We start from the raw sequence: 21,906 nt of genomic DNA on the forward strand, positions 1-21,906 counted from the left end.
GGCAGCATAATAGCATACAAAGTACAGTTGCCCCTGCCGTAGCTGTTTAAACCACCAACAGCAGATTCTGGAAAGGGCTGAAAAAAGAAGGTTGAGCTCGTTACTGCTCAACCTCGTCTGCTATTTTATCTACCCTGACCCACTCCATTCCGGCTGCCTCTGCTGCTTGCACGCCCGGTTCGCCATCTTCAAACACGAGGCATAACTCCGGAGCGACACCCAGCTGCTCCGCGGCAAACAGGAAGGGGTCCGGGTAAGGCTTTCCCTGAGGTGTTTCACCGGCACAAACCAGCACTTCCACCAGGCTGTCCACCCCCAGCACCTGCAGCGTTTTCTGTATCATCTTTCGTGAGCCTCCGGACACCACGCCTATCTTTATTTTACTAGCGTGTGCAATTAGGTGGTCCACCACAAACTGCACCGGCTTCGTTTGCTCAATAAACTCCTCGTAGAACAGCTCCGACTTTAGCCGCTCAAATACTATAGGATCAAAGCTACTGCCGTACCTGGCATTTATCTGCTCCACCACCGCAGGGATAGGCAGTCCGGCAAACTCATCTACAATGGCAGGGTCGATCACCACGCCACTGCCGGCGGCTATTTTGACATAGGTGTCTTTATGCGCCTGCATGTTATCTGCCAGCGTGCCGTCGCAGTCGTACAGAAAGGCCTTATACTTTCCGGTGCTGTGCTGCAACAGCGCTTGCATGGCCCGCTCATACTCTAAGGATTCCCTTTTCTCTATGCTCATGTGTCAGTTTTTTACAAAGATACTTTTACACCCAAAGCCAGGTGGAAAATTTTGCCCGGTCCTAAATAGCCGGGGTTTTGAAGGTACGAAATAAGGTATTTGCCTATGGTGCCGACTTCATAGTACAGCCCCAGCTTTTCCAAGCCTTCTACCCTTGCCAGGTCCAGCTCGCCGCCCATAAAGTAGTACAGGTGCAAGGCCGTGGAGAAACCATAGTAGCCCTTGGGGTACTGGTCGCGGGGCTCAATACCGAAATAGTCGTCTCCGAACGTATAGCCAAGTTGCAGGCCGGTTCTGAAGGGCTGCCAGTCGAGCATCGCCAGCGGAATGTCCTGAAACGGAATGTACGTCGCTTTCAAGGCCGCCGTAAGAATCTGCTCACCGCCAACACTTGCCGGAAGATAGCCCAAAAATAGGTCTGTTTCCAGCTTCTCCTGCAAATGTTCCCTGCCAAAGCCAACAGCAACCAAACCGATGTCGCCGGCAAACTGTGTTTTGAGGTAGTAGGGCGAGCGCTCCACCTCCTGACCGTGAACCTTGCCCGGCACCTGTAGCAGTAGGGCAGTTGCTAGTAGTATAAAAGCCGCTCTCACCTTAGTAATGCACCCGTTGAATTTTGAACCCATCTGACCAGATTTTAATGTAGGAGAACCCCCTGTTGTTCATAGAGGTCGTGATTTGATAAGTGACGTTGCCTTCTTCCGGTTGGTAGAACTCCCAGTTGTGCTCATGGCCGTGCAGGCTCAACTGCACGCGCCCGCTTTGCTCAAGTGCTTGCTGGAAAGGAAGACGCAACTTGCCGTCATAGTCACTGCCGAACGGTGACATGTGCGAGATGATGACCGCCTGTTCCCAGGTATCCTCAGGTGTGGGCGTAAGTTGCCGCTGCAGCCAGCCAACATCGGGTACTTTGCCGTTAAAGCGGTACTCGCGGCCGTTTGTATCGATGAAGATGAACTTTACCTTTCCGTACACAAAAGCATAGTTCATGTCGCCGTACATCTGCTGGTAAACGTCCTTGCCGTTAGACATCATGTCATGGTTTCCGATCACGGTCAGGTAAGGCACAGGGAGCCTTTTCATGATGTCATGCACCCACCGGAACTCCTTGGCGAGCCCAAAGTCGGAAATATCCCCCTGGTGCACCACAAAGTCAACACCCTCCATTGCGCTGACCGCCTTCACAAAGTCTTCCGCATCATCATAGAAACGCTGCGTATCCCCCATCACTACAAGCCGGAGGGTATCGCCGGGTGTCTGCTGCTGAATGCGGTTGATGTTCCGCTGGGTCAGGTTCTTCTCGCTGTCCCGCAGCCGTATCTGATTCGGGTGGTATTCAAAAATCTCCTCACAGGAAGTCAGGAGCAACACAGGAAACAGGAGAAGTATATAAATCTTTCTCATGAGTTAAAGTATAATAGTGAAACGAAAACCAGAACGACCAGACCATAAAGGGATTCTGGTCGAAGTCTGGGGTGTAAAACGCACCCTCTCTGTAAGAGGGCCGGGCGGTACAGAAAGTACCATTACCTCGCGTTTAAGATGATGTTTGTGAAGCTGCCTTAGCGCCCCATGCTACCGCACAGCCGCGACCAGCCTTTCAATTGCCCTGCTTAGGGCTGTATCTTGTTTGACCAGCCAGTTAAAGAGCAGGATGCCGGTGGTGGCGCACGTAATGCCGGCCAATACATCCAGCACATAGTGGTGCGAAGTATAAACCGCCGCAAACCAGATACCTACTGTAATGATCCCAAAGACAACCTTCGCAGCTATACTTAAGTTATTTCTCAGGGCATAGTAAAGCACGATCAGCGGATAGGCCGAGTGCAGGGACGGCATGGCCGCGAACACGTTGGAGCCTTTCGCATAGAGGGCGTTAAAAATGGTAATTCCGAAGAACCCGTCGAACCGGGATAAGCCTGCTGTATTGCCAGGGGTTTTGGCGATAAAATCAAACCCGTGCAACTGTACGTACCAAGGAGGTGCCGCCGGATAAAGGTAGTACACGACAAAGCCCAGCAGGTTTACCAGCAAAAAAGTAAGCAGAAAGTGAACGAACTGCCTTCTGTTTCTGAAAAACCAGAAGAAGGCAAAGCCGATCGGCACCGGAACCCAGGTCAGGTAAAAGGCCCCGCTCATTACATCCAGAAACGGGTGGCTGTGCTGCAGCCAGAACTCGTTTGGCGTAAGTATAACCCCGCCGCTCTCCACGCCAAACCAGGCTTTCTCCGCCATGTACAGGCTTTCGATGTGCACCGGGTTAAACCAGTAGTTCGGGAAAGCCTTCATGTAATCATACAGGATCCAGAAAACGACGAAAATAGAGAAGCCTGTGATAAACTTGCGCGTGATGGGCCTAAGGAAGTACAGCAGGTTTATAAGCCCCACCAACACCAGCTGGTCCGTTTTAAAGCCAACCAGCAGGTAAGACAGCAGCAGGTAACCAACGGATAGCGCCGCCAGCACCAGCACAGCCTTGCGGGTAATGCCCTTCTTCTCCCCTGCCGCCGTAGCCGTTACACTCATATTATTTTTTGTCAAAATCGGATCTAAAAATTTTGTCCCACAACGAGGAGCTTACTCCATAGCCTTTGCTTGCATCGGCGTAGTGGTGCAGCATGTGGTGCTTCTTCAGTTTCTTCCAGAAAGCGCCTTTAAAGTTAAAGTGATGCAGGGCGTAATGAGAGATGTCGTAAAACAAATAGCCCGTCAGGAAGGCGGCAAAAAAAGCGTACAGCGGGCCTCCGGACAGCACCAGCGAGAACAACAGGTACAGGATAGTGGCCATCGGAATGCTGGCGGAAGGCGGCATCACCAGCCTCTTCGCATCGTTCGGGTAGTCGTGGTGCACGCCATGGAAGATGAAGTGCAGGCGCAAAGCCCACTTCGCCTTCGGCACAAAATGGAATACAAAGCGGTGCAGCACGTACTCCGTCAGCGTCCAGATAAACAGGCCCAGTGCGGCGTAACCCAGAAAACCCAGCTGGCTCAGCTGCGCCACAAAAAGCGCCTGCCAGCTCAGGAAAAGTATAACGGGTATGTAAATGTACAGCGGAACCGTATAATGTACTTTGGACAGTGCCTCCATCCAATCATACTTAAACATCCTTACCGATTCCTGCGAATTCGATACAAACTGTTTTTTCATAAAAGATTAAGGTTTAAAACGTCCTGCCAGGGCTTTACCGGTTACGGCGTCTCTGCCTTTCAGCTCTACATACAGCACATTGGGCACCCAGAAGGTACCGCCTTCTATGCGCACAAACACCCGGTCCAGAATGGCCTCTTTCTGGTTGATGGTGGTGTACACGTTGTACTTGCCATCCGGTCCTTTGCGCAGGCGCAGCACAAGCTTGGAGTAGCAAACGAACCGAAGCTCGTAAGAATCTGTACCCGTTTTTTTTGTGTTGAGGCCGTAGGCAAATTTGCGTTGGATGTAGTTCAGCTCCTTTTGCGCGCCGTCTTCTGCATACCTGATCCAGAACGGGTGGATCGGGTCTTTCTCGTCGAGAGTCCCCTGCGCCGTCTTGTTCAGCTCATACACTACGGTGTTGCTGTTCGGGTCGCGCTGCACGAAGAACTTCATGTCTTTCACGTTCTTCGGTACAGGCAGCGTATCAGGAGCAGCCTCTGGCTTACCCCCCGGCAGCATAGCGGCGTGTGCACTCCCCAGGCTGGTGTAAAGTAGTGCCACAAGCACTATAAAAAATATGCGTCTCACGTTCTGCTTTATACTTATGCGGTTTTCATCTCCTTCTGCTGCATCGCCTTCTTCGCATCCATCAGCCTGTTAACGGCAGTGATGTTTGTCAGCACGGCCATCACGGTGATCGGCAGGGTAAACACTGACATGGTTTCGAACACATGGAACGGAACGCCCTCCACGTATACTTTATAATCAGCTCCCACAAAGGAGTAGGTGATACCGCAGGCAATGGCCGACAGCCCAATCAGCACGACCCTCTCCGGGCGCTGCATCAGGCCTCCCTTACACTCCACACCCAGGCCTTCGGCCCGTGCCCTGGTATAGCTTACCATCATGGAGCCTATCAGAGCAATAAAGGCAAAAAGGGAACTCAACAGGTAATGGTGGGCTATCAGGTAATAGCAAATGCCCATAAACATGATCATTTCGCTGTAGCGGTCGAGCACCGAGTCGTACATGGCCCCGAAGGTGGAGCCCATGTTGCCAAGCCGGGCCACCTGCCCGTCCAGCATGTCGAACAGGCCTGCGAACAGCACCAGCCCCCCGGCCCAGCCCACGTACTCGAGCTCACCGCGGTTGCTCACTTCGCCGCCCACTATAAAAATAGCAGCCACCCCGATGTTCAGGATCAGGCCAGTGGTAGTTACCGCGTTAGGGGTAAATCCTACCTTTATCAGAAACCGCACCACGGGGTTTATGACCTTGTATATACCCTGCTGCAGGGCGTCACGAAGCGAATTTTTGTCCATAGTTTACCTGCTATAATTTTTAAAAATCGAATTTAAACCTACCTCTTATACCTATATCCGACACATTAGGATGATCCAGGTATGTCAGGCGTTTTACAAGGTCTATCCTAAAGAAATTGAAGATGTTACCGATTCCCACGCTGGCTTCCATATATGGCTTGTTCTCCAGCGTGTACGTCGCCTGCCGCCCGTCGTCAAACGTCGGGAAGCGCAGCAGGTCCGGGTTGCCTTGCGGCATATTTTCGCTGCGAACCTTGCCGTACAGTGCCTTAAAGGTAACAAACTCGCGCAGCTTCGTTTTCTTGAGCAGCGGTATTTTGTTAAAGATAAACCCGTTGAAGGTATGGTCGATGTGCACGCTCGCATACTGGTCGCTGACAAACTCCAGGAAGTTCATCAGGTTGTAGGACTGCAGCTGGTACGAGTAAGTCTGGTTGGCGCGGTGAATCATCAGCAGCGGAAAAGGCACCTGCCCGAAAGTATAACCGCCTTCGGTTACAACATCGGAGTAGCCCAGCTGCGACATGTAAAAGCGCTTGTACACGTTCAGGGCAACTTTCTGATACTCGTACTCGCTATCGAACAGGTCTTTTATACCCGCTGTAGCCCTTAAGGTAAACACAGGGTAGCGGTTTGCAACCGGGGTGCGGTAAAGCTTTCCCTGGAAAAACTGCTCGTTTGGTGCCCAACGCAGCTCAAGCGACGCCTCCGATGTCGTCAGGCTTTGCACACCCACCGGCTCTGCTTCGCCAGAGGCTGCATCCGCAGGGCGCAGGTACTGCAGCGATCCTGCTGGTGACTGCCGCCAGTTCCTGAAGCCGACCCTGTAGGAGAAGTGATTCTCGAACTCATGCAGGTAGTTAAAGCTATAGGTCTCGTTGTAGAGCCATTTATCGTTTTCGCCCCGCTTAAAGGAAAGCAGGAAGTTATCCTCCTGCACAAACTGCAGCTCCTGGCCCGGTATGTTGGTGTCTTTCTGGTAGCTCGCGCTGATAGACCGCACCGGGAACTCAAAGATGGATCTGTCGGTGAGCGAATAACTGCCCCCCAGGTAATACTTCCACTTCTCATCTTTGAAGCCGTAGGCGGCATAGGTCTCCAGCATGTACTTCTTGCTGAATGTGGTGGTGGTGCGGCCGCCAAAGCGCAGGCGGAAACCTTCTACCGGGTTAAAGCTGTAGAACGTGTTCAGAGGGCCAATCTCAATGTTCGGCCCCAGGCGCTTATACCCCGCAATCAGGGCTGTGGCCCAATCCATAGTCCGCTGAAACGACTTCATGTTCACGAGGCTGTCGATGTTGGTATAGGTTTTGGCCTCCACGGCTGTAAGGGAATCGTGGCGGCTGGCCTGCCAGAAGCTTTCGTCTTTGGCGATGGCACTCTCCACGCGCACCACGGCTTCGCCTTCGTACAGGGAAGCAGGCTGTGGCTCGTTCACCTTATAGTCTTTGTACGATACAACACGCTCACCGTACATACCGGCATCGCTGTTCTGTGTAAGCCCGAAGTCGGTTTTGATCACGCTCTTGCTCAGATGGTAGCGCCCGTCCGGGTTCTTCTCAAAATCAAGGTTGATCTTCAGGTCGCGCACCCAGTTAATGCTCACGCTTTTTGCCACCTCCATCTCCACGTTCTGCACGGCATAGGTGCCGTCAATCGTCACAAGCAGCTTGCCCGTAAACATAAAGGCGGCAGGGTTGCGCGGCTCAAACCGAAGCTCTGCCAGCTTTCTGCCACTCTCCGTCGTCACCGTGTCGGTGAGGTAAAACTTGTAGAAAGTAGGCGCCATGTCGGCGATAGGGCTCAGGAACTGGTTCGTCAGGATCGTGATGTTATTGTCGTAGATGTCGATATCCTGGTACATGTGCTGCATGTAAGAGGTAAAGCCCTGGTTGTCGATAAACTCGCCGAAATCAACTTTTTTCTCGGCCTTCACAATCGTTTTTCTGGTCTCCGGGGCCTTGCGGTAGTAATGCTCCGCAAGCTGCTCCTGCACAAAGAACGGCAGCAGCGCCTTGCCCTCCAGCACAGTGGTGTCGAGGTTGCTGGTAATGAAGTCATACTTGCGCAGGAAGATGTTTCTTCTCAGCTTCTCCGGCGTGTTCACCAGTGACATCTGCGTCTTTTCGTACTCCTCGTACTGCACATAGTCGTAGTGCTCCGGCCTGTTCTGCTCCTTGTGGTCCACGATCTCCCGGATCAGGTCCACGGCCGGGTTATTCTTGTTGCTGTACTTCACCTTACGCTTCTTACCTACCACTACCACCTCGCTCAGCTGCTTGGCGCCGGTTTTAAGCTTCACGTCCAGGGTTTGCTCCTGCCCGGGCGATACACCCAGTGTTACGGTTTCATACCCTAGATAAGAAAATTGTACCTTGTTTATACTTTGATTTGTTCTGATCAGGTAGTTGCCTTCAAAGTCGGTGCTGGTACCGATGCTGGTGCCCGGCACAAAAACCGATACCCCGATAAGCGCCTCATTCGAAACAGCATCCCTAACAGTGCCTTTCACAGTTGTAACGGCACCCTGTGCCCTTACGGCGGTCGCATTTATACCTGAAACCACAAGTAACAGCGATAAAAGCAACCAGTTTATATATAGCTTATATATATTCTTACTTGAATACATATCGTTTTTGGATTAAATAGTTATAGAAAAAACCGACAAGCACGGACGTGATAACCTTCGAGTAGACATAGTTAACTCCTCCGTAATGCGTTATCACATACACGCCCGATGCATTAAGCAACAGGCTGCCGTTCCAGACCAGAAAATACTTGATTGCTTGTGCCGGTATAGTTTTGTCTGCAGCATGAAACACCCAGGTTCTGCCCAGGGTGAAATGAGTTACACCACCTGAAACAGTACCCACTATGGTGCCGGCCACATACCAGAAGCCGCACAGTTCCACAGCGATGATTGTCACCAGAAAATCGACAGCAGACGCTGCCAGAGAGGCAGCCTGCGCCTTCAGGAAGGTGAACATTTAAAAAAACTTGTAGTATAAAAGTATCTGTAAAAATAAGTTCGCGTAAACGCCCGCCAGTACGTCGTCCAGCATTACGCCTAAGCCTCCTCCCACTCTCTCCAGCCTTCTTATAAAAAGCGGCTTCGCAATATCAAAGAACCTGAACAGGACTAACCCTGTGCACAGGTACGGTAGCGTAACAGGTATAAACAACATGCTGATGCACATTCCCGCCACCTCGTCAATCACTACTTTCTTGTCGTCTTTGCCCCAAAGAGGCTCCACCTCTGTAGCAGACCACACGCCTACCCCCGTTAACAACAGTGTTATCATCGGGAGCCAGAGCACAAGCTGGCTCCCACCAGCCCATTGCGCGGCATACAGGCAAAGGCAAACGGCCACAGCGGCTACCGTACCTCCTCCCTTTCCTATATAGCCAATGCCCAGGCTGGTGGAAACTAGTTTGTGTATTCTAATCACTGATCGATCTATTAACGCTCTTCTTCTACAAAGTCTTCGTAATAGTCAAGGCCTAAGTGTGTTATCAGGTCCTCTCCCATCATATGGCGAAGCGTGTTCTGCAGTTTGATCAGCTGCTTAAAGATGTCGTGCTCCGGACGAAGGCCTTCAGCCGTCTGTGGCGACTTGTAGTAGAAAGACAACCACTCCTGGATTCCGCTCATGCCGGCACGCTGCGCCAGGTCAGTGAACAGGGCCAGGTCAAGCACGATAGGTGCCGCCAGGATAGAGTCACGGCAAAGGAAGTTGATCTTGATCTGCATCTGGTAACCTAACCAGCCAAAGATGTCGATGTTATCCCAGCTCTCTTTGTTGTCACCGTGAGGAGGGTAATAATTGATGCGGATTTTGTGGTAGATGTCACCGTACAGCTCCGGGTTGTCGTCCGGGTGCAGGATGTCTTCCAGCACGCCCAGCTTCGATACTTCCTTCGTTTTGAAGTTCTCCGGATCGTCCAGCACAAGGCCGTCGCGGTTACCCAGGATGTTAGAAGAGAACCAGCCTTTGATGCCCAGTGCTCTGGCCTGCAGGCCTGGCGCCAAAATGGTTTTCATCAGCGTCTGGCCAGTTTTAAAGTCCTTACCGGAAATAGCCACACCGTTTTGCTTTGCCAGTTCAACGATGGCAGGAATATCCACTGTCAGGTTCGGCGCGCCGTTCGCGAAAGGCACACCCATCTTCACAGCAGCGTAGGCATAAATCATACTTGGCGCGATGCGCGGATCGTTGTTGCGCAGGCCTTCCTCAAAAGCCGCGATTGTCTCGTGCACATCGCTGATCTCTGCGTAAATCTCCGTAGACCCGCACCACACGATAACCAGGCGGTCGCAACCATTCTCCTCCTTAAAGCTGCGCATGTCGTCCATCAGTGCCTCAGCCAGCTCATACTTAGTAGCGGCTTCTTTCACGTTGGTGCCATCCAGATTTCTGGCATAGGCTTTATCGAAAACGGCTTTCATCGGCTGGATCGCCTCCAGCTCCGGCTTCAGCGCATGCAGCAGGCCCGGCTCCAGTACCTTTGCGTTCACGGCCGCCTCATACACGTTATCTTCGTACACATCCCAGCCACCGAACACGATGTCGTTCAGGTTAGCGAGTGGCACAAAGTCCTTGATAAGCGGATTGCGGTTTTCCGTTCTCTTGCCCAAACGGATGTTACCCATCTGAGAGAGTGAGCCGATTGGCTGTGACATTCCTTTACGGATAGCCTCTACCCCAGCTATAAACGTGGTGGCAACTGCTCCCAGTCCTGGAAGCAGAATACCCAGGCGCCCTTCGGCGTTTTTTACATTATATTCCATCTTATTCACTTGTGTCTTAATTCGTTCTATTTCTGATTTATAACCACTTATTCTCTTTGTACCACTTTAATGTCTGCGCCAGGCCTTTCTCCAGGTCATACTCCGGTACAAAACCCAGGTCAGACTTTATTTTATCGATGCTGCAATTCCAGTTCTCCGCAGCAAGCTCGCTTAGTTTTTCCCTGTTCAGGGCAGGCATGGCTTTACTGGAAGCGTACAGAGCCTCCAGCAGATTGGCAATAAGCATGACCATGCCCAGCGGCAAATGCACTTTAACCGCCTTTTTGCCTAGTATCTGCTTGGTTGCAGTGGCCAGGGCGTAACGGTCGTAGCTGTTACCGTCCGACACATTGTAGCTCACGCCCTTGATACTGGTGCCGAGCGCCTGCATCACCGCCTTTGCCAGGTCCTTCACATACACAAAGCTCAGCCACTGGGGCTTGTTGCTGATGTATGGCTCCAAACCAAGGTTCAGCGTTTTCAGGACGATAAAGATGTCCTTTTCCCTGGGGCCGTATACCGCCGTCGGGCGCAGCACAACCAGAGGCAGGTTCTCTATCTCCTGCAGGTACTTCTCTGCGAGCAGTTTGCTTTTGCCATAGGCTGTTACCGGCTGTGCCTTCGACTGCTCCTGTATAGGGGCCACCTCCTGGTAAGGGATGGGCCCCAGCGCCGCCAGGCTACTGATAAACACAAATTTCTTTAGCGGTATGTCAGCCTCTGCCGCCGCCGATGCCAGGTTCTTGGTGTAGACAGCGTTAATGTTCACATAGTCCAGCGAGTGCTTTGCCTTGGTCGTGCCTGCCGCATGGATAATGTAATGGTACTGCTTCTCCTCCAGCTCCTTTACCAGCGCGTTGGTGTCCTGAAAGTCGAGGGAAGTATAGTTTATGTCAAACACCTGAAGATGGGACACCTCGCTGGATGCACGTACAGCCGCATATACTTCCATACCTGCCTGCAGCGCCGCCTCTATCAGGTGGTAGCCCACAAAGCCGCTTGCCCCAGTTATCAATACCCGCTCCTTCATAGCGCCTTCTCAAATATCCTGTACCTCTTGTATGGCTTCGCTCCCATTTTCAACAGGCCCTGGTTCATCATCACGTTATTTTCGAGTATCCAGGAGGCCTCTGCTGTCTTCATGTTCTTCTCGCGGTGCTTCTGCATAGCCGCTCCGTAAAACACAGCCTCAATGCCCATCTTCCGGTAACCCTCCACCACGCCAAGGGCAATGATCCGCACGGCGTTTATCTGCTTGCGCTGCGTCAGTAGCTTAAATATGCCCGTAGGCAGCAGGCGCCCTTTTTTGATTTTCTTCAGGATCTGGTTTATATCCGGTATAGCCAGCGAGAAGCCGATCATTCTGCCCTCATGCTCTGCTACCAGGCAAAAGTCCGGATCCACGATCAGTTTCAGGTCCTTCGCCATGTAATCAAACTCCTTCGGCGTCATCGGCACGAAGCCCAGGTTCTTATCCCAGGCGGAGTTATAGATTTCCCGCAGCTTCTCTGCCTCTTGCTTATAGTTCTTAAGGCTGATTGGCCGAATGGTGATACCTTTCTGCTCCAGCCTTGCCCGAATTACCTCCGATAAGCGGTAAGGCTTGTCGTTATAACCGTCCGCCCCGAACTGGTAGGCCAGCAGGTCCACCTTCTTCCGAAATCCCAGCTCTTCCAGCAGCGGAATGTAGTAAGGATAGTTGTAAGGCATCATGGCTACCGGCGAGCTATCAAACCCCTCCACCAGCATGCCGCAGGTCTCGTTGGTCGAGAAGTTTACCGGCCCGATCATGGTGCTTGCCCCCTTTGCCGCCAGCCACTGGTGCACCTCCTGAAAAAGCAGGTTTGCCACCTCCCCGTCCTGCACGCAGTCGAAGAACCCGAAGAAACCGTCCTGCGTCTTGTTAAAGGCGTTGTGGTTGTTGTTCAGGATGGCGGCGATCCGGCCGACTACTTTTCCATCCTGGTAGGCCAGGTACAGCTGCAGCGTAGAGTGCTCATGGAAGGGGTGTTTCCCCGGGGTGAGCAGGTCTTTTTGCGCGATGTAAAGCTCTGGCACATAGTAAGGGGCGTTTTTATAGAGTTCGTGCGGGAAGTCAATAAAGGCTTTTAGCTGCCGCTTTGTCTCAACTCGCAGTACTTGCTTCATAGGATGCGTTTCTGGTATTTATCCCCAGCAGCTTAAAGGCATCCGCTATTTTAGTAGCGGCCTCCTCTATCTGGCTAAAGGTGTGCGTTGCCATCACTGACAGGCGTATCAAGGTAGAGTCTGCTGGCACGGCCGGAGCCACCACCGGGTTCACGAAGATGCCGTTATCCTGCAGCACTTTGGTTACCTGGAACGTGTGGTCGTTGTCCCGCACATAAATAGGTATGATGGGTGTTTCTGTGGGGCCAAGCTCCAACCCTGCTGCACGAAGCAACTCCATGGCGTAATTGGTGTTCGCCCACAGCTGCTCTATCCGCTCCGGCTCACTTTGGATCACATCCAGGGCAGCAATCGTGCTGGCGACAGAGGCCGGCGACATACTGGCGCTGAAGATCAGGGAGCGGGCATGGTGCTTCAGGTACTGAATGGTATCGTTGTCGGCGGCAATAAAGCCACCCAGCGAGGCAAGAGACTTGCTGAAGGTACCCATGATCAGATCCACCTGGTCTGTCAGGCCGAAATGTGACGCCGTACCGGCACCTCGCTCACCGATCACACCTAACCCGTGGGCATCGTCTACCATAATGCTGCCGCCGTAGCGCTCAGCCAGCGCCACCAGTTCCGGAAGCTTCACAATGTCCCCCTCCATACTGAAAACGCCGTCCACCACGATAAGCTTCAGGGCCTCTGCAGGCAGCTTGCTGAGCTTCTGCTCCAGGTCCTGCATATCGTTGTGCTTGTACTTGATGACCTTGGAGAAAGAAAGCCGGCTGCCGTCAATGATAGAGGCATGGTTAAACTCGTCCAGCACGATATAGTCGTTACGGCCTGTCAGGCTGGAGATAACCCCCAGGTTCACCTGAAAGCCCGTGCTAAACACAAGTGCGGCGTCTTTGCCCACATACTCAGCCAGCCTTCGCTCCAGCTCCAGGTGGATATCCAACGTGCCGTTCAGGAATCGTGAGCCGGCGCAGCCTGTGCCGTACTGCTCTACCGCCTGTATAGCGGCTTCCTTCACCTTAGGGTGATTGGTAAGTCCCAGATAGGCGTTCGACCCAAACATCAAAACCTTTCTGCCCTCTATTATCACTTCCGTATCCTGCGCAGACTCAATGGACCTGAAATAGGGATAAGCCCCCTGCGCCTGTGCCCGCTCTGCCGCGTGGTACGCTGCACTTTTTTCGCGGGCGAGGATTCTCTGACGAAGTAAATTACCCATCTGTATTTTTTTTATTGTAGTTATTCCAATATATGTTTGCATATTTAATAATGCAACCTTTTTGTTAAGCTTCTCAGTTTTATTGCCTTACAGGTCATATTTTTATTTGCCCTGCAAGTTCTTAACTAAAAGAACCTGGCATCATACTAAAACACGCTCCACCTGCTGTTATCCAAGGCAGAAAAATATAAGCATACTCTAATGGACTAAACCTGTTTGCTGGTCTAGAGCCACAGAAAAAAATCAGGCCTTCAGCCCGTTCATCAATATACTGTGGATCGCTCCCATCCTGCCTTCAAAGTCGGCAAACTTGTTCTCGATCAACAGCCCGATTTCTATTCCTTTAAAGGCACACACCAGCGAAAAAGCGACAGCATCCACATCATCTGCGGTGTAGTGCGAAAACTCTCCCCGCTCCAGCCCAAACTTAAGGATACTGCGGACCATGCTGATTTCCCTCGCCTCGTATCTCCTCTTCAGCTCCATAATATGCTGAATGTTCGCTTCAATTTCCCCTCGGATGACATTGAAAAGGTTGGCCTTCTTCTGTACAGCTCTGAACTTGGTAATACCGATGGCCATGAGCTTTTCTTCCGCCGTTTGCGCCTTCTGCACTTCCTCATTCGTGATCCGGAAAACCTCTTCCATTTCACGCGTCACGACATTGTCAAAAATCTGCTCTTTACTCTTATAGTAGTAATAAAGCGTGCTTTTGCCCTTGCCTGCGGCTTTCGCTATATCCTCCATTGTGGTTTTGCTCCAGCCATAATGCACAAACAGTTTTTGAGCTTCTCTCAAAATCTCTGTTTTGATTAGTTCATCTTTTTCGCTCATAATTTCTAGACCAAAACCGTTTTCGGGTCCAAAGGTATGAAATGATTTTATTCCACGTAAAAAAGTAAACCATTTTATTTTCCTTTTACCTCTTCCGACACAACCTGTTATAGTTGGCCAGCCGCAACGAGTTCACCTGAAGCCCAATTCTTTTGTAACTTTTTACGCAACACAACAGTAATAGCAGGAAGTATGTTTAGCCTGAATTCCGTATCCCCAGCAACAACGCAAACCAAAAGTTGTTTCGGAATGATCACTTATGGCAGCCAATACCAAAACCCTTTCAACAGGCCTCTTTGCCCCCTGCTTATACGCTGCCATAAGTAGAGCCCCTCTTTTCGTTTAATACACGAGCACCTTTTTGTACAGCCTAGCAACAGTGAAACCACTTTTTGGTTTTAACGATTTTATCTCTCTTTTACCCAGCTGCTCAAATCCCTGCGACAACAGGTAACGCACTACCTACTCTTTCTGCTAAAGAGTAACCAAGGCTTAACAGGCATCTGCCGTGAAAGTTTTGCTGTATCTTCTTTTGGATATATTTTTCTTTGTTGCCGCCTGTGGCTGTACTGCCTGGCGTTGCACGTCAGTAAATAGCAGGAAGTGGAACACAATGGAGCCAACGCCTGAACAAAGGCCACTGCACAGGAGCAGCGTAACAGCTTTCCGGAACAAACTACCTACACTGGAGCCGGTAGCAGGCGCAACGCCAACTCAGCTTCTAGCGTAAAGCCACACGCGAATCAATACAAACGTTACATGTCATATGTTTTTCAGGACTGGGCTGCAAACAAGGGCAACCTTAAGGGCAGGCTGGTCATGGTGCTGTTCCGGCTGGCGCGGCCCGCATCCCTTAACAAATTCCTTCGGGTTATCTGGCTCCCCTACCTGGCTTTCTACAAATTGTTTGTGGAGTGGTTTATGTGTATTGAGCTGCCGCACTGGACGCAGGTAGGCAGTGGCTTTTACTTAGGCCACGGGCATGCGCTGGTGGTAAACGGGTGCACGGTAATCGGTAAAAACTGCTTTTTCAGGCACTCCACCACGCTCGGCAACATACGCCGCGAGGATGGCTCCTATTCTGGTTCCCCCATAATTGGCGATAATGTGGAGTTGGGCTCCAATGTATGCATTATCGGGGAGGTGCGGGTTGGAGATAACGTGCGGATCGGGGCAGGCTCTGTTGTGGTAAAGGACATACCGGCGAACTCCATTGCTGTCGGAAACCCTGCCCGAGTCATTAAAACGCTAACACCAGCCAAACAAAGCCCACAGCCTGAGCTGCAGGAGCAGTAAAAGCGCAGTTTTCCGCCATTAATATTTGATACATCGGCTTTTTGCCTGGTGCGCACGAAACCGGGGCTTTACCCCTCGAACCTTATGGCAGCAAGTCGTATCGCCCCTACCTGCTCTTTCTGTAGGTTCTGACCGGAAACAGGCGGTAATCCTCCAGGCTTAAAATGTAGGGGGAACCGTTCCAGTGTATAACAGGCACCATCTCGGCCGGCTGCGAACTGGCATGGTCCGGAATATACACCATCGCATTACCCACATACGTGATCCCGTGCAACCCGAGCCTCCCCGAGATATAGTTCACAAATACATGCTTCTCCTCCGGCGTAGAGGTAAAGCCTATTTCATCCGTAGTCAGGCCATCGGAGAGGTCCTCCCGCAGGTACACCAGTTTTGAATAGGTATTAATCGATATCTCCGGGATAGAGAGCCGCGGCACATCGGTTTTAGCCTCCGTGGTTTCGACAAAAACCCGCTGGCTGGTTTCGCGGTTCTGCATGCGGGCTGCCTTCACCTCTTTTCTGTCCCGCCTGAACGGCCCCAGTACCAAGGTTCGTCCCACCACCTCCGTTCTTTGGGCGAGCGGTTCAGGCGGGGTTGCCGCCGCCTTCTGCCCGTACTGCTGGCGGTGCATGTTTATGATCACTGTGAAGGTGTTCAGGAAATTGTCGGTGTGCTGCAGGTGGAACATCTCGAGTTCATGCGTGCGGCCACGGCCCACCAGGTAGGTATGAATACGGTATGTCTTGTCGTAGGCAGCTTTGATTTCGCTGGCGTAGGGGGTGCCTTTATACCTGGCGCAGAGCTCCTGCAACTCCGTAAGGCGGCGCTTGGAATCCTCCAGGTAAGGCGAATCCCGGGCACCTGTACTTTCCGGGCTACCCACTACCGTTCTGTTGCCAGTCACACCATTCAGCCCGAAGATTTGCCGCAGAAACTTCATCATTTGCTTAAGATCCGTTTAAGGTGCGCTGTCTCTATTTCTACCTGTAGCTTTTCGGATGCCTTCAGCTCTTCGTACAGATGGTCCAGCTTCTGCAGATACAACTCCAGAACCGCCGCCTGCTCCTCTGTCAGAAACTGGTTGTTTGCGTCTCGCTCTTTTTTATCCTCAGCCATTATTCCGCCTCAATCTTTTTGGATTTGCTGAAGGTGCTGATGATTTTGCTGTTCAGCTCTTCCTGCACCTCCGCCAGTTCCTTCACGGCCTCCGCCCGTTTGCGGCTTCCCTCCTCCGAAATCTTGATCACCGCATCCAGCGTCTCCACCATATCGCGGTTAACCTTTTTCAGCGTCTCTACATCTACAATGCCGCGCTCGTTTTCTTTGGCAGCGTTGGCCACATTGGTTTTGAGCAGCTGCGAGTTCTTCAGCAGCATCTCGTTGGTGGTGTCCGTCACCTTCTTCTGAATCTCCAGTGCTTTCCGCTGCTTCTCCAGGCCCAGCGCAATGGCCACCTGCTGGCGCCAAACGGGTATCACGGTCACAATGGAGTTATGTATCTTCTGTGCCAGCACATCGTTCGTCGTCTGGATCATGCGGATCTGGGGCATCGACTGCGTGGCAATGGTATGCGAGAGCATGAGGTCGTGCACTTTCTTCTCGAGGCGCTCCTTAAAGGCTACCATGTCGCTCAGGCGCTGTACCACCAGTTCGTCCTGCTCGCTTGCCTCTACCTCCTGCTGGAGCTTGGGGATATCTTCGTTTTCGAGCTCCTCGATTTTCATTTTGCCCGCCGCGATCACGGCACGTACTTCATGGATATACTCCACCGCTTGCTTAAACATCACCTCCAGGCTGGTAGAGTCCTTCAGGATGCTCTGGCGCGTTTTCTCCAGCTTCACCACGACGTCGTCAACGTTCTCGGCGATGGAGTTATACTGCGAGGCGAGCCGCTGCGATCTGTCTTTGATCTTCTTGGCGAAGGGCAGCCGCGAGAAGAACCCTTTTCGCTCCTCCTCATCAATTTTGATCATGTTGATCTTGGTCAGCAGCTCGTTTATGGCGGCCCCGGCGTCGCCGGAGTCTTTGGCCTTCACCTTGGTCAGCAGCTCGTTAGAGTAGTAACCGAGCTTGCGCTGTGTTTCCACGCCGAAGTTGGTGAGCGATTCGGGCTTGGTAGGGTCAATTGTTTTAGAGATATCCTGAGCTCTCTGCTGTATCAGGTCTTTGTCTTCGGCAATCGAGATGTTGGTGTTTTCCATGGTGTTTAGGCTCCGAGATGTTGGTTATGTAGGTTGTCTAAAGAACTTAGTGTTTTGCCCAGGCGTTCCTGGCGCTCAGTGGTTTCATACCACGCTACCTCATCATAAGGCAGGTAATCCCCCAGCAAGTCGCGCACTTCACGCAGCAGGGCTTCTCCTTTTTTGTTTCTGAATTCGGGGTTCTTGTAAAAGGCGCTGGTATAGGCCACCTTTACCTGCCCTGCCTGGGTAACAGCCAACTCCTGCACCTCTACCGTCAGCTCCGACGATTGGTTATGGTCTGTTACAATTGTTCTGTACACGCCTTTGTTCCCTCCTTCCAGCGCCGCCCTGCAGGCTTTCTGTGCCTCTCCGATGGCTTTGCGCAGGCGGTGGTTCGGCTTCAGGTAATATCCGAACACATACCCTAGTACTGCTCCTATAACGAACGTCCAGAAAATTAACATATTTTGTGATGTTTTTTAACAGCCTGGTTGATTGGTTACTTTTCTATACGCGTAATTCTTTACAGAAGTCGACTTGTGCAAAGCCAAAGTGGGCACACGCGCTTCCTCGTAGTCTAAACCAATGGATGTAGGTGCGCCATCCGGGGATTGGCAGAAGATTGTTTCGCAGCACCAGGCCCGCTAAAACCTTGTGCAGCTGCTTTTTGAGCATGGCAGTGAGCAGTGCACCACCTTAGTCCTGAGCCGCCAAGGCAGAGTTTTTGCACTGCCAACGGCCGCTTACCTTGCGGACTTCTCTGCAATAAATCGTAGCTTTGGGCATGGATTTTATCTCTATTGACTTTGAGACCGCTACCCCTCAAAGAGACAGCCCGTGTGAGATTGGAGTAACGGTGGTGAGAAACAGGAAAATTGTCGAAACGCGCTCCTGGCTGATCAAGCCACACTATTACCCGCACTTTAACTCCTTTAATGTGGCGGTGCACGGCATCCGGCCCGCCGATGTGAAAGACCAGCCCGACTTCCGGGAGCTGTGGCCGGTTCTGAAGCCTTACCTGGAGGGGCAGTTTCTGATCGCGCACAATGCCAGCTTCGACATGAGTGTGCTGCGGAAAACACTGGCTACCTACAACATACCGCTGCCAGAGGCCCGCTTTGCCTGCAGTCTGAAGTTCTCGAAAAGCATCTGGAAAGGCCTGAGCCGCTACGACCTGAAAACGCTTTGCAACATGCACCAGATCAACTTCCTTCACCACCGGGCCGCATCCGATGCCCATGCCTGTGCCGCCTTGTCTCTCAAAGCCTTTGACCTGACAGGCACGGCTTCCGAGGCAGAGTTTGACGCCAAGATGGGAAGCAAAATCAGCCGCATCTGACAAGAGGAACTGAGGTAGCCACAGCAGTACACTAGCACATTGCAAGCACTTGGGCTTGCTTCGCCTGGACAGCCGCTTTGGCCTATCGCGTTTCCCGTACAAGCCCAAAATTGGTGGAGCAGACGGTGTATCACCACCTGGTATGTATGTGTTGTAAGGTACCCTAATTGGTATACAGAGGAAGTTTTTACCGGAGGATGTACCATTCTCTGGCTTCCTCTTGCTAACTTGTGCTCCATGACGAAGCAGCCCCAATACACCACTATCGCCAGAGACGCCTTTGGCAAATATATTGACGATGAAATTGACCTAGACCAGCTGCTGGAGCGGCTGCGGTACATTGAGCAGCAGGTGATATCCGAGGATGAGGATGAGACGGAGAAAACCGTGTGGTTTCGTTTTTTCGAAGGCGACCCACTGCATACGACCATCAGCGAAGTAGGGAAAGACCTGAGCGACCCCTCCCACCCTAACTGTGCTTTGCTCCAACGCGGCATTGCACTGGGTCTTCAGGCGGGTGAGCTGGAGGTTCATTACTCCTAATGGCACTACCCTATTAACAGGCGCATTGATGAACGCAGCAGTAGGTGCACCAGCCATTTTAGAAACCACGTTGGCAAGCCGGTACAAGTATAGGAAGCCTTTGCAAATTAGCTATGAATACCGTTTTGTAGCTTTCAGAAAAATGCCGGCGACTAACGGAAAAATAACGTACCTTTAAGTACACTATAAAACTTACGTGCCATGGCAAAGTCACAAGACGCAAAAAAGGATGTAAAGAAAAAGGCGGCGAAAACACCCAAGGAAAAACAGGCCGCTAAGCGTGAAAAGAAGAAAAACAGCTACGACTAAGCAACAGCAGACCTCCGCAACAGTGGAGGTCTGCTTGTTTTTGGGCAGCAGCTACCGGTAACCAGACACACAGGCCGCACCATACTTATACTTATACTTATACTTGCGGCTGCCTGCTACCGGTGCTGCTCATAGGTAACAGCAGGTAACACTGCCTGTAGAGCCTCTACTTCCGTGTCTTTTAGCGGGGCGGTATTGCCAAGTTGCAATGCCTCCTCCAGCTGTTCTTCCGTGCGGAGGCCCATAACCGCAGAGGTAACAGCAGGGTGATGCAGCGCAAAACGCACGGCTGTTTCAGCGGCACTTCTGGTCTTCCCGCTAATTGCCTGTACAGCGTGGGCGGCCTTCTGAACAGCCTCTGAAGTATAGGAAAGATAAGCTTTCGCCGGTTTGCCCGCCAGCATCCCCTGCGCCAGGCTTCCGCGTGCGAGCACCCCAATTTGCTGCTGCTGCAGGAGAGGCAACACAGCTTCTTCCGGACGGCGGTCCAGCAGGCTGTACTGCATCATTACACTGGTTATGCTGGAGCGGCTCACATACTCCCGTATCACGTTGGGCCTGATGGAGGATATCCCGTAGTACCGTATCTTTCCCTGCTGTTTTAGCAGTTCAAAAGCCTCAATGGTTTCCTCGATAGGGTCCTCTATTGTGCCGCCATGCAGCTGGTAAAGGTCGATGTAATCCGTCTGCAGCCGCTGCAGGCTATGCTCTACGGCCTGAAGCACATATTTCTTGGTCGGGTTCCAGTCCCAGCCACTGCCGTCCGGGCGCCACTGGTTGCCTACTTTGGTGGCGATGACAACCTGCTCGCGCATCCCTTTAAAGGCGCTGCCTACGGTTACCTCGTTTTCCCCTTGCTGGTACAAATCGGCAGTATCGAACAAGTTAATGCCCCGGTCCAGGGCCTGGTGGAGCAGCTTTATATCGGCCTTTCGGTCAGCACCCAATGACATGCAGCCAAAGCTGACCTCGCTAACCGACAGGCTTGAACTTCCTAACTGTTTATGCTTCATCGTAAATCAAATCTTCTTATGCGCCTATCTTCCTTACGCTACAGTTCTTACAACAGGCAAAGATAGTATAGTCCCCATCGAATTTTGCCGCACATTAGGCTTATGTTTAAACAATGGTTAACCGTAGCATTTGCTTATTCGCTTAATACGTCTTACATTCGGCGATGTATATATTACGTGTGTGCATGCAGCAGGAGCCTTTAGGCGTGGTCTATCGTCTTGCGGTTTCCGTTAAACTCCCTTTACCGCTGCCAATATACACCCAAAGCAACCAAGTAGCATACGGCAAGTATAAGCCTGCAACACAAAGTATACCCAGCGACTGATACAAAATACGCCATGAGCAAATTAACTATAAAAAGCCTTCAGGAACTCTCCCAGTATGAAGGTACGGAAATGGGTGTTTCAGAATACCACACCATCACCCAGGAGCAGATAAACAAGTTCGCGGACGCCACCCTCGACCACCAATGGATTCACCTGGATGCCGAGCGTGCTAAAACCGAAACGCCCTTCGGAGCCACCATTGCACACGGCTACCTGACCGTGTCGCTGCTGCCTTACCTGTGGTCGCAGATCGCTTCGATTGAAAACCTGAAAATGCAGGTGAACTACGAGATAGAAAGCCTTCGCTTTAACCAGGCTGTTACCGTGAACAGCGACGTTCGCTTGCGGGCAAAGCTGCTTTCGGTAAAGGACCTGCGCGGCATTGCCAAAGCCCGGCTGGAAGTAACCTTGGAGATCAAAGACAGTAAGAAGCCTGCCTTTACAGGTATCATCACGTTCCTGTACCATTTTAACGGCTAGAGAGGCTGTCGCAGTACTGCCGTGCCTACTGTTATCTTGGCTTTAGAAGCCGGGAAGGCATGTTCTACTACCTCTTACTCTGAGAGGCAGCAGAACATGCCCCAAAGCCGGGACAGAAGCGGACATGAATAGCGTTGCTTCCTGGAGCGAAGGCTGATGTGGCTGCGGCTGAAGCCTTGTAGCAACCGGTGCAGCACATGCTTAACTGAGGCTGCAAACA

General features: G+C 51.9%; 24 protein-coding genes. 4 read left to right on the plus strand and 20 right to left on the minus strand.

The features are described 5' to 3' along the window. Positions 1-100: 100 nt before the first annotated feature. The 15 genes from CA264_RS07005 to CA264_RS07075 form a co-directional block, all read right to left on the minus strand. A complete protein-coding gene (locus tag CA264_RS07005) occupies positions 101-751 on the minus strand; it encodes an HAD family hydrolase (RefSeq protein ID WP_025605804.1) in 651 nt (216 codons plus the stop codon). 11 nt (positions 752-762) lie between these two features. Beyond that, positions 763-1,377, minus strand: a complete 615-nt coding sequence (locus tag CA264_RS07010) for a hypothetical protein (protein WP_157593656.1) — start codon at positions 1,375-1,377, stop codon at positions 763-765. Continuing rightward, a complete protein-coding gene (locus CA264_RS07015; RefSeq protein WP_025605808.1) occupies positions 1,346-2,155 on the minus strand; it encodes a metallophosphoesterase family protein in 810 nt (269 codons plus the stop codon). Before CA264_RS07015 ends, CA264_RS07010 begins: the two co-directional genes overlap by 32 nt. 171 nt (positions 2,156-2,326) lie before the next feature. Beyond that, positions 2,327-3,277 carry a phosphatase PAP2 family protein gene (locus CA264_RS07020; protein ID WP_025605809.1) on the minus strand — a complete coding sequence of 317 codons (951 nt, stop codon included), beginning with the start codon at positions 3,275-3,277 and terminating at the stop codon, positions 2,327-2,329. Between the two features lies 1 nt (position 3,278). After that, positions 3,279-3,899 carry a sterol desaturase family protein gene (locus tag CA264_RS07025; protein ID WP_025605810.1) on the minus strand — a complete coding sequence of 207 codons (621 nt, stop codon included), beginning with the start codon at positions 3,897-3,899 and terminating at the stop codon, positions 3,279-3,281. A 6-nt stretch (positions 3,900-3,905) separates the two neighbouring features. After that, a complete protein-coding gene (locus tag CA264_RS07030) occupies positions 3,906-4,472 on the minus strand; it encodes a DUF4833 domain-containing protein (RefSeq protein ID WP_025605812.1) in 567 nt (188 codons plus the stop codon). 14 nt (positions 4,473-4,486) lie between these two features. Continuing rightward, entirely contained in the window at positions 4,487-5,206 is a 720-nt protein-coding gene (locus CA264_RS07035; RefSeq protein ID WP_025605814.1) for a CDP-alcohol phosphatidyltransferase family protein, read from the minus strand. Between the two features lie 19 nt (positions 5,207-5,225). Beyond that, positions 5,226-7,718: a DUF5686 and carboxypeptidase-like regulatory domain-containing protein gene (locus CA264_RS07040; protein WP_237151191.1), complete on the minus strand. Its 2,493-nt coding sequence runs from the start codon at positions 7,716-7,718 to the stop codon at positions 5,226-5,228. A 103-nt stretch (positions 7,719-7,821) separates the two neighbouring features. Next, on the minus strand, positions 7,822-8,193 hold the full coding sequence (locus CA264_RS07045) for a GtrA family protein (protein ID WP_025605817.1): 372 nt from the start codon (positions 8,191-8,193) through the stop codon (positions 7,822-7,824). Further along, positions 8,194-8,655, minus strand: a complete 462-nt coding sequence (locus tag CA264_RS07050) for a phosphatidylglycerophosphatase A family protein (protein ID WP_025605819.1) — start codon at positions 8,653-8,655, stop codon at positions 8,194-8,196. It lies immediately after the preceding gene. An 11-nt stretch (positions 8,656-8,666) separates the two neighbouring features. Next, the gene (locus tag CA264_RS07055; protein ID WP_025605821.1) at positions 8,667-9,995 is read right to left on the minus strand and encodes an inositol-3-phosphate synthase; all 1,329 of its coding nucleotides are present in this window, start codon (positions 9,993-9,995) and stop codon (positions 8,667-8,669) included. A 37-nt stretch (positions 9,996-10,032) separates the two neighbouring features. Next, complete coding sequence (locus CA264_RS07060; RefSeq protein ID WP_025605823.1) at positions 10,033-11,025, minus strand: NAD-dependent epimerase/dehydratase family protein; 993 nt, start codon at positions 11,023-11,025, stop codon at positions 10,033-10,035. Next, positions 11,022-12,143, minus strand: a complete 1,122-nt coding sequence (locus CA264_RS07065; protein WP_025605825.1) for a hypothetical protein — start codon at positions 12,141-12,143, stop codon at positions 11,022-11,024. The genes CA264_RS07060 and CA264_RS07065 overlap by 4 nt, the downstream gene beginning before the upstream one ends. Next, entirely contained in the window at positions 12,121-13,362 is a 1,242-nt protein-coding gene (gene spt / locus CA264_RS07070; protein WP_025605827.1) for a serine palmitoyltransferase, read from the minus strand. Before spt ends, CA264_RS07065 begins: the two co-directional genes overlap by 23 nt. A 243-nt stretch (positions 13,363-13,605) precedes the next feature. Next, the gene (locus CA264_RS07075) at positions 13,606-14,160 is read right to left on the minus strand and encodes a TetR/AcrR family transcriptional regulator (protein ID WP_169728051.1); all 555 of its coding nucleotides are present in this window, start codon (positions 14,158-14,160) and stop codon (positions 13,606-13,608) included. A gap of 795 nt (positions 14,161-14,955) precedes the next feature. Between CA264_RS07075 and CA264_RS07080 the strand changes: the two genes are divergently transcribed. Continuing rightward, entirely contained in the window at positions 14,956-15,492 is a 537-nt protein-coding gene (locus CA264_RS07080) for a serine acetyltransferase (protein ID WP_025605831.1), read from the plus strand. A 106-nt stretch (positions 15,493-15,598) separates the two neighbouring features. Here the strand turns inward: CA264_RS07080 and CA264_RS07085 are convergent, their stop codons facing one another. Genes CA264_RS07085 through CA264_RS07095 form a run of 4 tightly spaced genes read right to left on the minus strand, consistent with a single transcriptional unit; the run spans position 15,599 to position 18,139 of the window. Continuing rightward, complete coding sequence (locus CA264_RS07085; RefSeq protein ID WP_036775733.1) at positions 15,599-16,435, minus strand: hypothetical protein; 837 nt, start codon at positions 16,433-16,435, stop codon at positions 15,599-15,601. Further along, entirely contained in the window at positions 16,432-16,608 is a 177-nt protein-coding gene (locus CA264_RS21800) for a hypothetical protein (RefSeq protein ID WP_162912063.1), read from the minus strand. The genes CA264_RS07085 and CA264_RS21800 overlap by 4 nt, the downstream gene beginning before the upstream one ends. Beyond that, positions 16,608-17,693, minus strand: coding sequence for a toxic anion resistance protein (locus CA264_RS07090; protein ID WP_025605835.1), 1,086 nt, complete (start codon positions 17,691-17,693; stop codon positions 16,608-16,610). The genes CA264_RS21800 and CA264_RS07090 overlap by 1 nt, the downstream gene beginning before the upstream one ends. 5 nt (positions 17,694-17,698) lie before the next feature. After that, on the minus strand, positions 17,699-18,139 hold the full coding sequence (locus CA264_RS07095) for a hypothetical protein (protein WP_025605837.1): 441 nt from the start codon (positions 18,137-18,139) through the stop codon (positions 17,699-17,701). 320 nt (positions 18,140-18,459) lie between these two features. On the opposite strand from CA264_RS07095, the gene CA264_RS07100 reads away from it, so the two are divergent. Both CA264_RS07100 and CA264_RS07105 read left to right on the plus strand, forming a co-directional pair. Continuing rightward, a complete protein-coding gene (locus tag CA264_RS07100) occupies positions 18,460-19,014 on the plus strand; it encodes a 3'-5' exonuclease (protein WP_025605839.1) in 555 nt (184 codons plus the stop codon). Between the two features lie 237 nt (positions 19,015-19,251). Next, positions 19,252-19,557 carry a hypothetical protein gene (locus CA264_RS07105; RefSeq protein ID WP_025605841.1) on the plus strand — a complete coding sequence of 102 codons (306 nt, stop codon included), beginning with the start codon at positions 19,252-19,254 and terminating at the stop codon, positions 19,555-19,557. Between the two features lie 425 nt (positions 19,558-19,982). Here CA264_RS07105 and CA264_RS07110 read toward each other — a convergent pair whose 3' ends face one another. Then, positions 19,983-20,879 (minus strand): aldo/keto reductase, encoded by an 897-nt coding sequence (locus CA264_RS07110; RefSeq protein ID WP_025605843.1) that lies wholly within the window; start codon positions 20,877-20,879, stop codon positions 19,983-19,985. 339 nt (positions 20,880-21,218) lie between these two features. Here CA264_RS07110 and CA264_RS07115 point away from each other — a divergent pair, with 339 nt between their 5' ends. Next, entirely contained in the window at positions 21,219-21,686 is a 468-nt protein-coding gene (locus tag CA264_RS07115; protein WP_025605845.1) for a MaoC family dehydratase, read from the plus strand. Positions 21,687-21,906: the final 220 nt, after the last annotated feature.

The organism is Pontibacter actiniarum, assembly GCF_003585765.1.
In the GTDB taxonomy this organism is placed as follows: domain Bacteria; phylum Bacteroidota; class Bacteroidia; order Cytophagales; family Hymenobacteraceae; genus Pontibacter; species Pontibacter actiniarum.

Excerpts from the sequence above, each read along its gene's own strand:
- CA264_RS07005 (WP_025605804.1), bottom strand. The coding sequence starts at position 751 with ATGAGCATAGAGAAAAGGGAATCCTTAGAGTATGAGCGGGCCATGCAA.
- CA264_RS07010 (WP_157593656.1), bottom strand. The coding sequence starts at position 1,377 with ATGGGTTCAAAATTCAACGGGTGCATTACTAAGGTGAGAGCGGCTTTT.
- CA264_RS07015 (WP_025605808.1), bottom strand. The coding sequence starts at position 2,155 with ATGAGAAAGATTTATATACTTCTCCTGTTTCCTGTGTTGCTCCTGACT.
- CA264_RS07020 (WP_025605809.1), bottom strand. The coding sequence starts at position 3,277 with ATGAGTGTAACGGCTACGGCGGCAGGGGAGAAGAAGGGCATTACCCGC.
- CA264_RS07025 (WP_025605810.1), bottom strand. The coding sequence starts at position 3,899 with ATGAAAAAACAGTTTGTATCGAATTCGCAGGAATCGGTAAGGATGTTT.
- CA264_RS07035 (WP_025605814.1), bottom strand. The coding sequence starts at position 5,206 with ATGGACAAAAATTCGCTTCGTGACGCCCTGCAGCAGGGTATATACAAG.
- CA264_RS07045 (WP_025605817.1), bottom strand. The coding sequence starts at position 8,193 with ATGTTCACCTTCCTGAAGGCGCAGGCTGCCTCTCTGGCAGCGTCTGCT.
- CA264_RS07055 (WP_025605821.1), bottom strand. The coding sequence starts at position 9,995 with ATGGAATATAATGTAAAAAACGCCGAAGGGCGCCTGGGTATTCTGCTT.
- CA264_RS07060 (WP_025605823.1), bottom strand. The coding sequence starts at position 11,025 with ATGAAGGAGCGGGTATTGATAACTGGGGCAAGCGGCTTTGTGGGCTAC.
- CA264_RS07065 (WP_025605825.1), bottom strand. The coding sequence starts at position 12,143 with ATGAAGCAAGTACTGCGAGTTGAGACAAAGCGGCAGCTAAAAGCCTTT.
- spt (WP_025605827.1), bottom strand. The coding sequence starts at position 13,362 with ATGGGTAATTTACTTCGTCAGAGAATCCTCGCCCGCGAAAAAAGTGCA.
- CA264_RS07080 (WP_025605831.1), top strand. The coding sequence starts at position 14,956 with ATGTCATATGTTTTTCAGGACTGGGCTGCAAACAAGGGCAACCTTAAG.
- CA264_RS07085 (WP_036775733.1), bottom strand. The coding sequence starts at position 16,435 with ATGATGAAGTTTCTGCGGCAAATCTTCGGGCTGAATGGTGTGACTGGC.
- CA264_RS21800 (WP_162912063.1), bottom strand. The coding sequence starts at position 16,608 with ATGGCTGAGGATAAAAAAGAGCGAGACGCAAACAACCAGTTTCTGACA.
- CA264_RS07090 (WP_025605835.1), bottom strand. The coding sequence starts at position 17,693 with ATGGAAAACACCAACATCTCGATTGCCGAAGACAAAGACCTGATACAG.
- CA264_RS07095 (WP_025605837.1), bottom strand. The coding sequence starts at position 18,139 with ATGTTAATTTTCTGGACGTTCGTTATAGGAGCAGTACTAGGGTATGTG.
- CA264_RS07100 (WP_025605839.1), top strand. The coding sequence starts at position 18,460 with ATGGATTTTATCTCTATTGACTTTGAGACCGCTACCCCTCAAAGAGAC.
- CA264_RS07105 (WP_025605841.1), top strand. The coding sequence starts at position 19,252 with ATGACGAAGCAGCCCCAATACACCACTATCGCCAGAGACGCCTTTGGC.
- CA264_RS07110 (WP_025605843.1), bottom strand. The coding sequence starts at position 20,879 with ATGAAGCATAAACAGTTAGGAAGTTCAAGCCTGTCGGTTAGCGAGGTC.
- CA264_RS07115 (WP_025605845.1), top strand. The coding sequence starts at position 21,219 with ATGAGCAAATTAACTATAAAAAGCCTTCAGGAACTCTCCCAGTATGAA.